Below are 14,889 nucleotides of genomic sequence, written 5' to 3' on the forward strand. Positions count from 1 at the left end.
CTGCCGGCGGCTGGGATCTTTTCTCTTTTGCAAAAGCGCCTATTCTATACTTGCTTTTGCAAATATGTTAGAATTTATCTAGCTATTGAGTATTTTTGACAAATTTCTCACTGAGAACAAATCGACAACTAAATATTTAAGGAGATTTTTATGATCTACAAAGTTTTGTACCAGAAGAACAAGATTGTTAACCCACGTAGAGAAGCCACCCAAACCCTCTACATGGAAGCAGACAATGTGGTAGAAGCTAGAACTCTTGTTGAACAAAACACCCCCTACAACATTGAGCTCATCCAAGAATTGACTGGCAACTCCTTGAAGTACGAACAAGAACACGCGGACTTCAAGTTGACCACTTTTGACAAGCCAAGTGAAGATTAAAGACAACGAAGTTGCCGTTTTCGCCATTGGGGGATTGCACGAAATCGGCCGAAACATGTACTGCGTCCAGTACCAGGATGAAATCGTCATCATGGACTGCGGGATCAAGTTCCCGGAAGATGACCTCTTAGGGATCAACTACGTCATCTCCGACTACTCTTACCTGGTCAAGAACCGGGACAAGATCAAGGCCCTGGTTGTCAGCCACGGCCACGAAGACCACATCGGCGGGATTCCCTTCCTGCTGGAAAAGATCCCGGAAATCCCAGTTTACGCCACGCCTTTTGCCTTGGCCCTGATCAAGAGCAAGTGCGAGGAACACGGAATTTTAAACAAGACTGAACTTCATGAGGAATACGAGGACACGGTCCTCAAGTTTGACAAGCTGTCAGTCACTTTCTTCAGAACCACCCACTCCATCCCTGACACCTTGGGGATCGCGGTGCACACGCCGCTGGGGGCAGTGGTCTTTACTGGCGACTTCAAGTTCGACTTGACGCCAGTCATGAACCAGCCGGCACCAAACTTCCAAAGAATGGCCCAGCTGGGCAAAGAAGGCGTTTTGGCTCTGCTCTCTGACTCGACCAACGCTGAAGTGCCGCAATTTACCAAGTCCGAGCGTTTTGTCGCCGGCTCTTTGCACAATATCATCACCGGGATCAAGGGACGGATTATTTTTGCCACTTTCGCCTCCAACCTCTACCGGGTCTCAACGGCCATCAAGGCCGCGATCGACACTGGCCGCAAGGTTGCCGTCTTCGGGCGGAGCATGGAAAACGGCATCCAGAACGGGATTGACCTGGGCTACCTGCACGTACCGGACGGCTTGATCGTCGACGCGGAAACCATCAACTCTCTGCCGCCTGAGAAGGTCATGATCCTGTGTACTGGCAGCCAAGGCGAACCCCTGGCCGCCTTGTCCAGAATCGCCAACGGCACCCACCGGCAGATCAAGCTGAAGCCAAAGGACACGGTCATCTTCTCATCCAACCCAATTCCAGGCAACACCTTGAGCGTCAACCACCTGATCAACAAGCTGATGGAAGGCGGCGCCAACGTCGTTCACGGCCGCATCAACAACGTCCACACTTCCGGTCACGGCGGCCAGGAAGAACTGAAGCTGATGGTGGAATTGGCCAAGCCGAAGTACATGATTCCTGTCCACGGCGAATACCGCATGCAGGTCGTGCACGCCCACTTAGCTCAGCAAGCTGGCGTGCCTAAGGAAAACACCTTCGTCTTGAAGAACGGTGAAGTAGTCTGCTTTGGTCCTGAAGGCGCCAGAATCGCTGGCGACATCCACGTCAAGGATGTCTTCGTCGATACTTCTGGCGCGGCTGACGTTGGCAACATCGTGGTCCGCGACCGGCAGATCCTGTCTGAAGAAGGTCTGGTAGTGGCCGTGGCCACCGTTGACTACAAGCACAAGCGGGTCTTGGCCGGGCCAGACATCCTCAGCCGGGGCTTTGTCTACATGCGCGAATCCCAAGACCTGATCAACGCCGCCCAAAAGCATGTCTACCATGTCCTGAAGACGGAAATGGCTAAGAAGGAAAAGCCAAAGGACAGCGAGATCCGCAAGGCCATCATCGACAACCTGCAGGACTTCCTGTACTCCAAGACCGAGCGCCGGCCAATGATCCTGCCGATGCTGGTTGAAAAGAAATAAAGCTTAATAGCCACAAGAAAAAGAGTGAAGCACAGCTTCACTCTTTTTTGTTTTTTGCTTTATTTTTGCGGCTTGTGGCCATTCTTACTTGAACAGGTCGTTAAAGGCCTCGCTCATCGTCGGGTGGGTATAGTAGGCATCCCGCAGAACGGTATATGGCAGGCCAGCCCGCATGGCCAGCGCGATTTGGTTGATCAATTCATATGATTCAATTCCATACAAAGTTGCCCCCAGGATCAGGCCAGTCTCCGGATCAACCAGTGCCTTGAAGAGCCCGCGCGGGTCCTTGGCAACGCGGGCCTTGGGAATCGCCGCGACCGGCAGCTTGAAGAGCTGGTAGTTCTTTCCTGCCTGCTTGGCGCTTTTTTCATTCAAGCCAACGGCTGACAAAGCCGGATCGATAAAAACGCTGTACGGCAAGACCTTGCGGTCGCTGACGCGCCGCTGGCCTGAGCCATGCAGCTGGTCCTTGATAATGCGGAAGTCATCCAGGGAAATCGGCGTAAACTGCAGGCCGCCCTTGACGTCCCCCAGCGCCCACACGTTTTTCGCCGTGGTCTTTAATTGGTCATCGACTTTGATATTGCCCCGCTCATCCACTTGGATCCCGGCCTTTTCCAAATCCAAGCCGGCCGTATTGGCCTTGCGGCCAGTGGCGGCCAGAACGCGGTCGCCCTTGATGACTTTTGCCTGGCCAGCCAGCTCGTAAGTCAAGCTGACCTCCGCTTCTCCATCAGCGACGCCCTTGAGGTCAGCCCCTAAGATGAACTTGACGCCCAAGTCTTCCAGGTCTTTTTTGATTAAAGCGGCAATGTCCTCGTCTTCTCGAGGCAAAAAGACCTGATTGTGTTCAAGCACGGTTACCTTGCTGCCATACTTGGCAAACATGGCCGCGAATTCCAGGCCGATATAGCCTGCCCCGATGATGAGCAGCCGCTTAGGCAGCTCTTGTTGATTCATGGCCGCAGTTGAATCCAGCAGGAATTTGCTGGACTTTAAGCCAGGGACGGGCAGAATCACCGGCAAAGAACCCGTGTTGATGAAAATTCTTTCGCCAGTAAAGTCTTCCCGCTGCCCATTTTTGGTCAGCACGCTCACGGCGTGGCTGCCAGTAAATTTCGCGGTTCCGTCCAAGACCGTGACGCTTGGTTCATCAGCCAGCATGTGATAGTTCTTGTTCCGCAAGAAGGCCGTCATTTTATTCTTTCCGCCGACCGCGTCAACGAACTCCGTCCCCTCAGCGGCCTCAATGATCAGGCGCTTAGAGGGCAGGCAGGCAATGTTGATGCAGGTGCCGCCATACATTTGGGCTGACTTTTCAATGACCAGGACTTCTTCGCCCTGCCCCGCCAAATACTTGGCCAGGGTCTTGCCCCCCTTGCCAAAGCCGATGATAATGTTCTTGACTTGCTTCATTGTTTTCTCCTCAATGCGTATTTTTCCAAGATAAACGTAATAAATGGTAAGAGACAATCAAGAAAAAATACGCTGCCTTTGCACATGGTTAGCTAAAGATACTTACTTTTTGTAACCACTGCTTAGAGGATACCACACTCGCCGCCTGCCGTCAGCTGCCAGGAAGCAAATTGTCAAACTGTTGCAATTTATGGCGGGAATTTTCGCAAAAAGACTGCATTAGCTCAAAATAAGTCAATGCAGTCTTTTTTCATGCCAGTGCTTATTGGCCGCGCTTGGCAATGACTTCTTGCAGATTTTCGCAGCCGGCGGTAAGCTCTTCCATCCCGATCATCGGCGAAATCATGCCCGAATGAATCAATTCCGGCGTCAGATAGGCGGCTGCCTCTGCTGCTTCAGAAATTGGCGCTGCTGCCTTTTCTTCTGCTGGCTCGCCAAACTTCTCCCGCAGCAAATAGACCAGGCTGGTCTGCCGCTGGTTGCCTTCCTGCTTCATCGCCTGCGAGAAGGCCCGCGGATCGCCGACCATTACCAGCTTGCTTGAAGCCCGGGTAATGGCCGTGTACAACAGATTCCGCTTGAGCATGATGAAGTTCTGCATGGTCAAGCAGAGGATCACCAGTGGAAATTCTGACCCTTGGGACTTGTGGATGGTGACCGCGTAGGCCCGGGTCAGGTTGTTCAGGTCGTTAGGGGCAAAAGCCAGCTCTTTGCCGTCAAAATTGGCCAGCAGCCGCTCTTCCTTGTCCTCAGGGTTGACGGCAATGACCTTGCCAATCTGCCCGTTGAAGATGCCCTTTTCCGGATCATTCTGCAGCTGCAGGATCCGGTCGCCGGCCCGGAAGACCTCATCGTGCGCCTGCAAGAGCTTGCTTTTGGCCTGAGGCGGATTCAAGACTTCCTGCAGGACGTCGTTGAGGCGGTTGATTCCGGCATCCCCCCGGTACATGGCCCCCAAGACCTGGATGTCGTCAGCCGGAAAGCCGCTCTTCAAGGCTGCCGCGGCAATCTGGCCGACAACGGACGCGGCCTGGCTGGGCGGGCACTTGATAAAGGAGTAGCTCTTGGTCTTTTGGAACAAAAGCTGGTCGTCCTTGCCCTCGTTGACGGCGTGGGCCAGGGGAATGATGGTTGACCCGTCCTTTTGCCGGTGCACGACCGTCAACTTAGCCGTCGGAAAGTGCTGGCAGGCAATCAGGTCACTGAAGACGTTCCCGGCCCCGACTGATGGCAATTGGTCCTTGTCCCCCACCAAAACGATATGGGAGACATAACTGATGCAGGACAAAAGCTTCTTGAAGAGGTAAATGTCAACCATGGACATTTCGTCAATGATCAAAATGGCCCCTTCCAGCTCCTTCAAGTCGTCAAGCTCCGTCCCGTCAATTCCCAGCCCAATCAGGCGGTGGATGGTCTTGGCCTCATAGCCGGTCACTTCGCTCATCCGCTTGGCGGCCCGACCGGTCGGCGCGGCCAAAAGGAAGTCTTCTTCAGCCTCTTCTTCGTCCAGATCGGCTAGTTCCTTGAGCGCGAGCAGGATCCCGTCGATAATGGTCGTCTTGCCGCTGCCCGGCCCCCCAGTCAGAATTGACAGGGGCTGGGTTACCGCGTTTTTGACCGCCTGCTTTTGCTCTTCATCATAAGTGATGCCCAGGCTGGCTTCCGCGTGGGCAATTGCCCGATCGACCGCGCGGGCGGAATAGGCATTCTTCAACGGCTTGCTGACCCGCTCCAGCTCTTCCGTGATCTCCGCTTCAACCTTAAAGGCTGACCCTAAGGCCGCCCGGTTTTCCTGGACCACGACCTTGCCCTGCTCTTGCAGGGCATTGACGGCTTCCGCCACCAAATCGTAGTCTTCAACCTGCAGGAGGCTGACCGTATCTTGAACCAGCTTGTCCAAAAGCACGTAGGTATCGCCCTCCCGGGTCAAGGCCAGGCTCAAGACCTCAATTACCGCCCCTTGGGCCCTCTTTGGCGAATTCGGAGCGATCCCGAAGTGCTGGGCCAAGCGGTCCGCGGCCTTGAAGGAGTAGCCGGACACGTCCCCCAAAGGCGCGTAGGGGTCTTCCTGCAGCTTGGAAAGGGCCTGCTCATGGTATTTCTTGTAGAGCTGGCCAGCTGTCCGCTTATTGATGCCCCAGTTGGCCAATTCCACCAGCATTTCCGACAGGTTGTCCGTGTCCCGCAGGCCGTTTAAGAGGCTCTGCTTCTGCTTGGGCTTCAGGCCCAGCTGGTCAATCTTGGCCGGATCGCTTTGCAAAAGCTTAAGGGCATTTGGCCCCAGGGCCTGGACGATCTTTTCCGCCGCCTTCTTGCCGATCCCGGGAAACTTGTCGCTGGCCAGGTACTTCTCCACCCCGCCGCTTTCGCTGGGCAAAACCCGCGTGCAGGAGTCAGCCTGAAACTGGGTCCCGTACTTGGGGTGCTCAACCAGCTGGCCGCTGAAGCGGTAGTCCCCGTCTTCCTCCAGGTCGCCGAAATTGCCGGTCACCTTGATCTCGTCATCAGCGTAGTCAGCCAATTCGCCCTGGATCTCCACGACCAAAATCTTGAAGAGGCTGTCGGCGCTCTCAAAGATGATGCTTTTCAGTTTTCCGGTAAATTCGGTCATGCTACTGCTCCTTCTTGTTCTTGCCGGCAACCAGCTTCATGATGCTGGCATATTGGTCCCGTGCCTGCTTGTAGTACTTGGGATCCATTTTCTTGGCTCTGGCAAAAAATTTCTCCGCCCGGTCCCGGTCGCGGCCATGCCAGCTGACGCCCAGGAGAAAATTGACCTTGGCCGTCCGCTGCTTTTCCGGAATGCTGGCATAAGAAGCACTGGCCGCCTTCAGCTCGCCAAGGGCCAGCCAGATGTCGCCTAAGAGCTCCTTCACGTGGTCGTCCACCCGCTTGATGGATAAGGCGTGGGCCAGGGCTTTTTCATTCTGTCCCGTCTTCAGGTAGACCAAGGCCTTCTGGTAAAGGGTGTCGTCATCATTGGGAATCTGATTCAAAAGCGCCAGGGACTTATTGAACTCCCCTTGGGCATAGTAGGCAACCGCCAAGTCATAGTCCACGTCCTGGGGATTTTTGATTAAGCCCTTGGCCTGGACCAAGAGCTTCTGCGCCTGCTCCGGGCTGCCCTGTTCCAAGAGGTAGGAAGCCAGCTGCAGGTAGTTGTCGGTCTCGCGCGGATCGGCATCGATTTTTCCAATCAAGGCGTGAATGGCCTCGTTAACCTTGCCGTCCGCGTACATTTCAGCGATCTGCTTATCCATTAGAGTCCATCCGTTTCTGACATTTGCTTGCCTAAAGGCGTGACGTCGGACCACTTGACCAGGTCGAAGTACTGCCCGTCCGGCCGGCTGGCCAGGATGGTTACGCTGGTGTTGTAGATGACCCCGTTCTGTCTGACGTGCTTGACGTCATAGCCCAAAAGCGCCCCCATGATGGCAGACAGAACCGCCCCATGGCTGACGACCAGAATCTTGTCTTCCTTGCTCGGGTACTTCATAGACATTTCCCGGCCAAATGACAAGCCGCGCTCCATGGCGTGCGGATAGGATTCAGCATCGATTGACGCGGCATCGAACTTTTCCGGGTGGTGCCAGAAGTCGTCAATCTGTTCTGGATAAAGCTCGGCGATCTTGTCGAACTTCTCCCCTTCCATCTTGCCCAGGTTCATCTCCCGCAAGCGCTCGTCAATATGAACGGGCAGGCTGCAGTTCATGGCCTCCTCCAGCTTCAAGGCCGTGGTCCGCGCCCTTTCCAGGGGACTGGCATAGACGGCCCGGAACTTGGTCTTGCGCAGGTACTTGCCTAGTTTTTCAATGTCGGCGTAGCTTTCCGGCAGCAGGTGGGAATCCCCGTGCCCGCCTTGGAAGCGCCTTTCCAAATTCCATTCAGTCTTGCCGTGTCTTACAAAATAAATTTCCATAATTTTTATCGCCTCTCGTAACTATCGCTACTATTATAGCAATCTCCGGCAAAAGGGCCAAAGCAAACGAAAAAAGATGGGGCCAAATTGGTCCCATCTCTGGCAATTCTGCTGATTCATTAGACCAGTTGCATCTGCTGGTCGCCTTGGAAGGCAGCATCAATATTGCCGCCGCCCAAGCATTCCTCGCCGTCATACAAAACCAGGGCTTGGCCTGGCGTCACTGCCCGGGCTGGCTCGTCGAAGTAGACGTCGGCCGTCCGGTCGCTGGCGTGGTACTTCACGCTCACGCCCACGTCGCACTGACGGTAGCGGAACTTGGCCGTGGCCTTGAATTCAAGGTCGTGGTCCGGGTTGCCGGTAAAGAAGGTCATCCCGGAGGCCTTCAGGCTGGTCGCGTACAAGCGCGGGCTGTCGTAGCCCTGCTCAACGATCAGTTGGTTGGTCTTCAGGTCCTTGCCAACGACAAACCACGGCGCGGTCGATTCTTTGGTTGAGCCCAAGCCCAAACCCTGCCGCTGGCCGATCGTGTAGTACATCAAGCCGGCGTGGTGGCCTACGACCTTGCCGTCCGGGGTCACCATGTCGCCGCCTTGGGCTGGCAAAAATTCACTCAGGAAGTGCTTGAAGTTCCGCTCGCCGATGAAGCAGATCCCGGTTGAATCCTTCTTCTTGGCGTTGGCCAGGCCGGCTTCTTCCGCGATCTTGCGGACTTGCGGCTTGGTCAGATCCTGCAGGGGGAAGATGGCCTTCTTGATCTGCTCTTGAGTCAGCTGGCTCAAGAAGTAGGTCTGGTCCTTATTCCCGTCTTTTGGCCGCATCATGTGCACGAGCCCGTTCTCATCCTTGACCGTCTTGGCGTAGTGGCCCATGGCCAGGTAGTCGGCATCCAGATTCATCGCGTAGTCCAAAAAGGCCTTGAACTTGATTTCCGTGTTGCACATGATGTCGGGATTTGGCGTTCTGCCCGCCTTGTACTCCTTCAAGAAGTACTGGAAGACCCGCTCCCAGTATTCTTTTTCAAAGTTGATCGAATAGTAAGGGATGCCGATCTTGTCAGCAACCTTCTTGACATCTTCGTAATCTTCCGTAGCCGTGCAAACACCGTCATCGTCAGTGTCGTCCCAGTTCTTCATAAAGACGCCGACGACGTCATAGCCTTGCTGCTTGAGCAGCAGGGCGGAAACTGATGAGTCCACCCCGCCGCTCATCCCAACAACGACTCTAATCTTGCTATTGTCAACCATGCAAATTCAATCCTTTACTTAACTTCTACTAAAATCTTGCGGTCCTCGAGGTCTTTGAGGATATAGTCCAAAAGCTCCACCGTAGGTGCCAGCTGCTTGTTCTTAAAGATGTTTACTTTCTGCAGGCCGCTAGGATCAGTGACGACCATGGTCAGGCGGCTCAAGTCGCTGGTGACGGTCATCTTCAGCTCCGTCGTCGCGTTGTATGGCGATTCATTGTAAAGCGGGTGCTTGTACACGAAATTGCCGCGCGGCGTCTTTTGAAAGCCGGCATCGATCAAAGCATAGAGCTTGATGTCTGGTGCCAGGGTAAACTTGCGTTTGTCGCCATTGATATTCACAGTATTAGCCATAAAGTAAAAACCTCACTTGTAAATTGTAAGTAACTCTGCTTAAAAAAGCAACCATTTAGTCTTTGGCCTGCCGGGCCTTGATCTTTTCCACGATTTCCACCAAGGCGTCGGCAAAGGCCTGGACTTCCTCAGCCGTGTTGTAGCGGCCAAAGGATACCCGGATTGATTCGCTGACCCGCGGCGACTTGGCCCCAAACATCGCGGTCAAGACGTGCGATGGGGTCAGGCTGCCGGCCGTGCAGGCTGAACCGCCAGAGACGGCAAAGCCGGCCAGGTCCAGGTTGGCAATCAGGACATAGGTGGACACCCCGTTCAAGCGGAGATTCAAGACGTGGTGGGAAACCAGGCCAGTCAAGGGACTGTTGACTTCATATGCCACCCCGTTTTGGTCCAGCGTGTCCAGGATCAGCTTCTGAAAGCCGGCATACTTGGCCTGCAGGTCAGCCTTGGCCACTTCCTGCACTTCTTCAACTGCCTTGCCAAAGCCGGCAATGCCAGGCACGTTCTCCGTGCCGGCCCGCCGCTTCATTTCCTGGTCCCCGCCGTAAATCCGGTTGGGCACGCGGATGCCGTCGCGCTCATACAGGAAGCCCAAGAACTTGGGCCCATTGATCTTGTGGGCTGACGTTGACAAAAAGTCGATGTTCATGTCCTGGACGTCAATGTCGATATTGCCCAGGCCTTGAACGGCATCAACGTGGAAGTAGGCATTGGAGTCCTTGACGATCTCGCCGATTTCCTTGAGCGGGTTGACTGAGCCGACCTCGTTGTTGACGGCCATGACCGACACTAGAATCGTGTCCGGGGTCAAGGCTTCTTTAAGCTGGTTCAGGTCAATGTGGCCCGTCTCATCCACGTCCAGGTAGGTCACGTCAAAGCCCAGCTCTTCCAGGTGCTGCATGGACTTCAAGACTGACTCATGCTCAATCTTGGTCGTGATCAGGTGCTTGCCCGCTTTTTGCCGCATTTCGGCCACGCCAAAAATTACGGTGTTGTTTGATTCAGACCCGCCTGAAGTAAAGATGATCTCCTGATCCTTGGCGTTGATCGCCTTGGCAATGGTCTGGCGGGCATGCTCAACCACGCGTCTGGCCTCGCGGCCAAAGCTGTGGGTGCTTGAGGCATTGCCAAAATCATTCCGCATCTCATCCGCGATCAGGTCGACCACGCTTGGCGACATCGGGGTCGTTGCCGCGTTATCCAAATAAACGTTCTTGCTTAAACTCAAAGCTTGTTCTCCTTCAGATAGTCAACAATCAATTCAGCTGCCTTGGCGCCAACTTCCTTGACAAAGGCCACGAAATCGTTGTCGGCATTCTCATCGCCATTGTCGGAAATCGCGCGCAGGGCAATCAGCGGGGTGCCAAAGTGGTAGGCAACCTGGGCAAAGGCCGCCCCTTCCATTTCAACGGCCAGGGCGTCTGGGAAGTTCTTCAGGATCGCGGCTTTTTGGGCTTGCGAAGAAATGAAGGAATCGCCAGTGACTACCAGCCCTTCCTTGTAGGCCACGCCCTTTCTTTCCAGGTAGTGTTTGAAGTCTTCTCTTTCCGGGCTGTCCAGGAGGAAGCGCGCCGGCTCTTGCGGGATCTGTCCTTCAACGTAGTTGCCGGCACTGGTGTTATGGGCATCATGGTAGGCAAAGGCGTTTGGCAAGACCAGGTCCTTGCGGTGGATGTCCTTTTGCAAAGAGCCTGCTGACCCGGTCAAAATGACCAGGTCGATTTTCTCACAGGCCAGGAGGCTGGACAGGTTCATCGCCGCCTGGACCTTGCCGATCCCCGTCAGCCCCAGGTAGAGATCATTCCCCTGAACAGAAAAATGTTCGAATTCTGTCGAACCGAACATTTCCTTCTTTTCAGAGGAAAAATAATGACGATAAAACTCGGCTTCTTCAGCCATTGGTACTACGATCGCAATCTTCATATATATTTCCTCAATTCAATTTTAAAGCTTAAACAAAATCAGCAAAACTGCCACGATTAATAGACACACGATAAGGATAGCAAAGTTTAGTCTTTTTTTCAGCCTTTGCGCCTTATCCTCGCTGGAGAGGCTGGTCTTTAGCTGATTTTGTCTGCTTTTGCCTGGGCCATGAGCAGAAGAAGCAGCTGAACCAGCTGCTTCCTCCTGATCATCAAGCCAAGGGCTTTTTTCTTGCGCCTGCCGGCGCCGGTAGTCTGAACGTTTCTCTGACATGGAACCTCTAACCTTCTGAACCGGTCAGCAGCATGTTTTCCCATACGGAAATCGCGTATATGGTCTTGGCATCAACGATTTTGCCCTCTGTCAACAGGTTCTTCAATTCTTCCAAGCTGTACCAGCTGGCAGTCAAAAACTCGTCGTCGTCAAGCGGCGACTTGTCTTCGGCTGCGGTCAGCGTATCGCAGTAGTAGAGGTACAGCTTTTCATTGCTAAAGCCGGGAGAGGTGTAGAATTCCGCCACCTGCTCCCAATAGTCGGCCTTGAGGCCGCCTTCTTCGTTTAACTCCCGTTTCATTGCATCCAAAGGACTCACGTCAGTGTCGTCGATCATTCCGGCTGGAATTTCGAGCGTGAGCTGCTTGATGGCCTCACGCCACTGCTCAACCAGGAGCATCTCCTTTTGGTCGTTGATGCAGATGGCCGCGGCGGCTGGACCATGGTCGACAAGCTCGCGGGTAGCGGTCTTGCCATTTGGCAGCCGCACCGTATTCACATGAAGGGAGATGAAGCCTCCATGGAAAAGCTCTTTGGACGAAACTTCAGTTTCCTTTAATTCCATACATTAATTCCTTTGCTTAGTCTTTGGCCAAGTAAACATTGATGCATTGCAGGCCGTTCTTGCCCTGAGCCAGCTGGTAGCGCACGCGCTGGCCTGCTTCCAATCTCTTATAGCCCTCCTCCTTGATGGCGGTATAAAAGACAAAATATGACTTGTGGTTTTGGTCGTCTTCGATGAAGCCAAAGCTGGCCTTTGGCTCAAACTGCTTTACAACTCCCGTGCGCATTAGTTTTCAAAACCTTCCTCTACGGCTTCTGGGAAGTCGGTTTCAATGATCTTGGCGCAGCGGCCGCAGAATTCTGGCAGCTTGGCGTCAACGCCGACGTCACTTCTGTACATCCGGCAGCGTGGGCAGACCTCGCCTTCAGCATGGCTGACGGCCACGCTGGAGTGGTCCAGCTTTTGGGCGCTGGCTGGAGCTTCCCCTTGGCCAAACTTCAGGTCAGAAACGATCAAGATTTCGCGGAAGTCTTCATCGCCAATGGCTTCCAAGGCCTGCTTGACTTCGTCATCTGGGTAGACGGTCACGCTGGCTTCAAATGACTTACCGATCAGCTTGGAGTTTCTGGCTTCTTCCAAAGCCTTAAGGACGTCGTCCCGCAGCTTCATGAATTCGTGCCAGTTGGCCTTCAGTTCGTCTGCATCCGGGTAGTCGGCAACTTCAGGGAAGTTTGCCAGGTAGACGTCATCTTCGTCTTCCTTGAGGTATTGCCAAACTTCACCCATAGTGTGCGGCAGGATTGGCGCCAGGATCTTGGCCAATTTGACTACCGTGTCGTAGATCACGGTCTGCATTGACCGGCGGGCAAAGGAATCCTTGGATTCGATGTAAAGGACGTCCTTGGCAAAGTCAAGGTAGAAGGCAGACAAGTCGTTGGTGATGTACTTGAAGACTGACTTGTAAACGTCGTTGAAGTCGTAGCTGTCATAGCTTACCCGGCTTTCAGCGATCAGGTCGTTCAGCTTCACTTCCATGTACTTGTCGATTGAGCGCATGTCTTTGTAGGCCACCCGGTTCTTGGCCGGATCAAAGTCAGTGGTGTTGGCCAGCATGAAGCGGAAGGTGTTTCTGATCTTCCGGTAGGCTTCTGACATTTGGCGGAAGATATCCATTGAAACCGCCACGTCGCCGGAAGCGTCAACTGAAGCAACCCACAGGCGGATGATTTCCGCCCCCATCTTGGCGATGACTTCGTTAGGAACGATGACGTTGCCCAGGGACTTGGACATCTTGCGGCCTTTGTCATCCAAGGTAAAGCCTTGGGACAGGATTGACTTGTATGGAGCCACGCCGTTAGTGGCAACGGAAGTGATCAAACTTGAGTTGAACCAGCCACGGTATTGGTCGGACCCTTCCAGGTACATTGAGGTTGGGTATTCCATGTCGGCTCCCAAAGCTCGGGTGCCGGCCCATGACGTCCCTGAGTCGAACCAAACGTCCAAGATGTCAGTTTCCTTGGTGAACTTGCCGTTTGGTGAGTGCTCGGAAGTAAAGCCTGCTGGCAGCAGGTCTTCTACTGGGTGGGTGAACCAGGCGTTTGACCCTTCCTTGGCAAACAGGTTGGCAACGTGGTCGATGGTTTCTGGAGTCACGATCGCCGTGCCGTCTTCAGCGTAGAAGATTGGCAATGGCACGCCCCAGGCCCGCTGGCGGGAAATTACCCAGTCGCCGCGGTCCTTGATCATGTTGTACAAACGGGTCTTGCCCCATGATGGGTAGAAGCTGGTCTTTTCGATCTGGTCCAAAATCTGGTCTCTGAACTTGGAAATTGACGCAAACCATTGGGTCGTTGCCCGGTAGACGACTGGCTTCTTGGTCCGCCAGTCGTGGGCGGCTGAGTGGACAAAAGTGCTGTAGTGAAGCAGGTTGCCGGCAGCGGCCAGCTTGTCCTTGACGATCTCGTTGGTATCCGTGTAGAACTTGCCAACCAGGTCCTTGTCAGGGATTTCTTCAGTAAAGCAGCCCTTGGCGTCCATTGGTGAAAGCACCTTGAAGCCATAGCGCATGGCGGTGTTGTAGTCGTCTTCACCAAAGCCGGAAGCGGTGTGGACCAAGCCGGTACCGTCTTCGGCAGTAACGTAGACGGCTTCCATCAAAAGGCTTTCGCGGCCTTCGATGTATGGGTGCTTGGCCACCATGTATTCCATATCAGTCCCCTTGAGGTGCTGAACGACTTCGTAGTCTTCCCAGTTCAAGATCTTGGCTACGGCTTCCAGGCGGTCAGTGCCGACAACGTAGCGGCGGTCGCCAACCTTGACGACTGAGTAGTCAAACTTCGGGTTGACGGCGATCCCTTGGTTTGAAGGGATGGTCCATGGAGTAGTCGTCCAGATCAGGAAGTAGGTGTCCTTTTCATCCAGCTTGCCCTTGCCGTCCTTGACTGGGAAGGAGATGTAGATGGATGGGGATTCAACGTCATGGTATTCAACTTCGGCTTCAGCCAGGGTTGATTCACTGGACCATGACCAGTAGACTGGCTTCTTGCCTTGGTAGATGTAGCCATTTTCGTACATCTTGCCGAAGACGCGGACTTCAGCTGCTTCAAATTCCGGCAGCAAGGTAATGTATGGGTGCTTCCAGTCGCCGATTACGCCCAGGCGCTTGAAGTCAGTCCGCTGCTTTTCAATCTGTTCCATGGCAAATTGCCGGCAAAGCTCCCGGTAAGCAGCCCGATCCATGGTCTTGCGGTCAACGCCTTGTTTGGTCAATTGCTGCTCAATTGGCAGGCCGTGGGTATCCCAGCCAGGAATGTATGGGGCATAGTAGCCTTCCATGTTCTTGGTCCGGACGATGATGTCCTTGGTAATCTTGTTCAAAGCGTGACCCATGTGGATGTTCCCGTTGGCAAATGGCGGGCCATCGTGCAGGTCAAAGCGTTCGTGGCCTTCGTTGAGCTTCAAACGTCTTTCATACAGCTTATTGTCTTCCCATTGCTTTTCCCATTCAGCTTCCCGCTTAGGCAGGTTGCCGCGCATTGGGAACTTGGTCTTGCCCAGGTTAAGAGTATCCTTTACGCGCATGGCTAAGTCCTTTCAAAACTAAAAATATACTAAAAACTAAAAATACTAGAAACTAAAACAACTGAACAGCGAACGTGGAATAGCGAACCCAAACAAAAAAGTCTCGTCCCCAATAGGACGAG

The 14,889-nt window shown here is 53.9% G+C and carries 14 protein-coding genes; 2 read left to right on the forward strand and 12 right to left on the reverse strand.

Annotation, left to right across the window (positions count from 1 at the left end; genetic code table 11):
* Positions 1–150 precede the first annotated feature (150 nt).
* Entirely contained in the window at positions 151–381 is a 231-nt protein-coding gene (locus tag FYJ62_RS01225; RefSeq protein ID WP_154546963.1) for a DNA-dependent RNA polymerase subunit epsilon, read from the forward strand.
* The gene (gene rnjA, locus FYJ62_RS01230; RefSeq protein WP_318282408.1) at positions 371–2,050 is read left to right on the forward strand and encodes a ribonuclease J1; all 1,680 of its coding nucleotides are present in this window, start codon (positions 371–373) and stop codon (positions 2,048–2,050) included. The genes FYJ62_RS01225 and rnjA overlap by 11 nt, the downstream gene beginning before the upstream one ends.
* A gap of 84 nt (positions 2,051–2,134) precedes the next feature.
* On the opposite strand, the gene FYJ62_RS01235 is transcribed toward rnjA, so the two are convergent.
* The 12 genes from FYJ62_RS01235 to ileS form a co-directional block, all read right to left on the reverse strand.
* Entirely contained in the window at positions 2,135–3,466 is a 1,332-nt protein-coding gene (locus tag FYJ62_RS01235; protein WP_154546965.1) for an FAD-dependent oxidoreductase, read from the reverse strand.
* 262 nt (positions 3,467–3,728) lie between these two features.
* Positions 3,729–6,077: an SF1B family DNA helicase RecD2 gene (gene recD2 / locus FYJ62_RS01240; RefSeq protein WP_154546966.1), complete on the reverse strand. Its 2,349-nt coding sequence runs from the start codon at positions 6,075–6,077 to the stop codon at positions 3,729–3,731.
* Between the two features lies 1 nt (position 6,078).
* Positions 6,079–6,726 carry a tetratricopeptide repeat protein gene (locus tag FYJ62_RS01245; protein WP_154546967.1) on the reverse strand — a complete coding sequence of 216 codons (648 nt, stop codon included), beginning with the start codon at positions 6,724–6,726 and terminating at the stop codon, positions 6,079–6,081.
* Positions 6,726–7,385 (reverse strand): histidine phosphatase family protein, encoded by a 660-nt coding sequence (locus FYJ62_RS01250; protein WP_154546968.1) that lies wholly within the window; start codon positions 7,383–7,385, stop codon positions 6,726–6,728. The genes FYJ62_RS01245 and FYJ62_RS01250 overlap by 1 nt, the downstream gene beginning before the upstream one ends.
* Positions 7,386–7,504: 119 nt before the next feature.
* Positions 7,505–8,632 (reverse strand): tRNA 2-thiouridine(34) synthase MnmA, encoded by a 1,128-nt coding sequence (gene mnmA / locus FYJ62_RS01255; protein ID WP_154546969.1) that lies wholly within the window; start codon positions 8,630–8,632, stop codon positions 7,505–7,507.
* Between the two features lie 14 nt (positions 8,633–8,646).
* The gene (locus tag FYJ62_RS01260; protein ID WP_154546970.1) at positions 8,647–8,985 is read right to left on the reverse strand and encodes a DUF1831 domain-containing protein; all 339 of its coding nucleotides are present in this window, start codon (positions 8,983–8,985) and stop codon (positions 8,647–8,649) included.
* Between the two features lie 55 nt (positions 8,986–9,040).
* Complete coding sequence (locus tag FYJ62_RS01265) at positions 9,041–10,213, reverse strand: cysteine desulfurase family protein (RefSeq protein WP_268233444.1); 1,173 nt, start codon at positions 10,211–10,213, stop codon at positions 9,041–9,043.
* Positions 10,210–10,908 (reverse strand): 5'-methylthioadenosine/adenosylhomocysteine nucleosidase, encoded by a 699-nt coding sequence (locus FYJ62_RS01270; RefSeq protein WP_154546971.1) that lies wholly within the window; start codon positions 10,906–10,908, stop codon positions 10,210–10,212. The genes FYJ62_RS01265 and FYJ62_RS01270 overlap by 4 nt, the downstream gene beginning before the upstream one ends.
* 21 nt (positions 10,909–10,929) lie before the next feature.
* Positions 10,930–11,181 (reverse strand): hypothetical protein, encoded by a 252-nt coding sequence (locus tag FYJ62_RS01275; protein WP_154546972.1) that lies wholly within the window; start codon positions 11,179–11,181, stop codon positions 10,930–10,932.
* 7 nt (positions 11,182–11,188) lie between these two features.
* Positions 11,189–11,746 (reverse strand): NUDIX hydrolase, encoded by a 558-nt coding sequence (locus FYJ62_RS01280; RefSeq protein WP_154546973.1) that lies wholly within the window; start codon positions 11,744–11,746, stop codon positions 11,189–11,191.
* A 16-nt stretch (positions 11,747–11,762) separates the two neighbouring features.
* The gene (locus FYJ62_RS01285; protein ID WP_154546974.1) at positions 11,763–11,972 is read right to left on the reverse strand and encodes a cold-shock protein; all 210 of its coding nucleotides are present in this window, start codon (positions 11,970–11,972) and stop codon (positions 11,763–11,765) included.
* The gene (gene ileS / locus FYJ62_RS01290) at positions 11,972–14,767 is read right to left on the reverse strand and encodes an isoleucine--tRNA ligase (RefSeq protein WP_154546975.1); all 2,796 of its coding nucleotides are present in this window, start codon (positions 14,765–14,767) and stop codon (positions 11,972–11,974) included. Before ileS ends, FYJ62_RS01285 begins: the two co-directional genes overlap by 1 nt.
* Between the last annotated feature and the right edge of the window lie 122 nt (positions 14,768–14,889).

The organism is Lactobacillus porci, assembly GCF_009695985.1.
Lineage (GTDB): Bacteria > Bacillota > Bacilli > Lactobacillales > Lactobacillaceae > Lactobacillus > Lactobacillus absianus.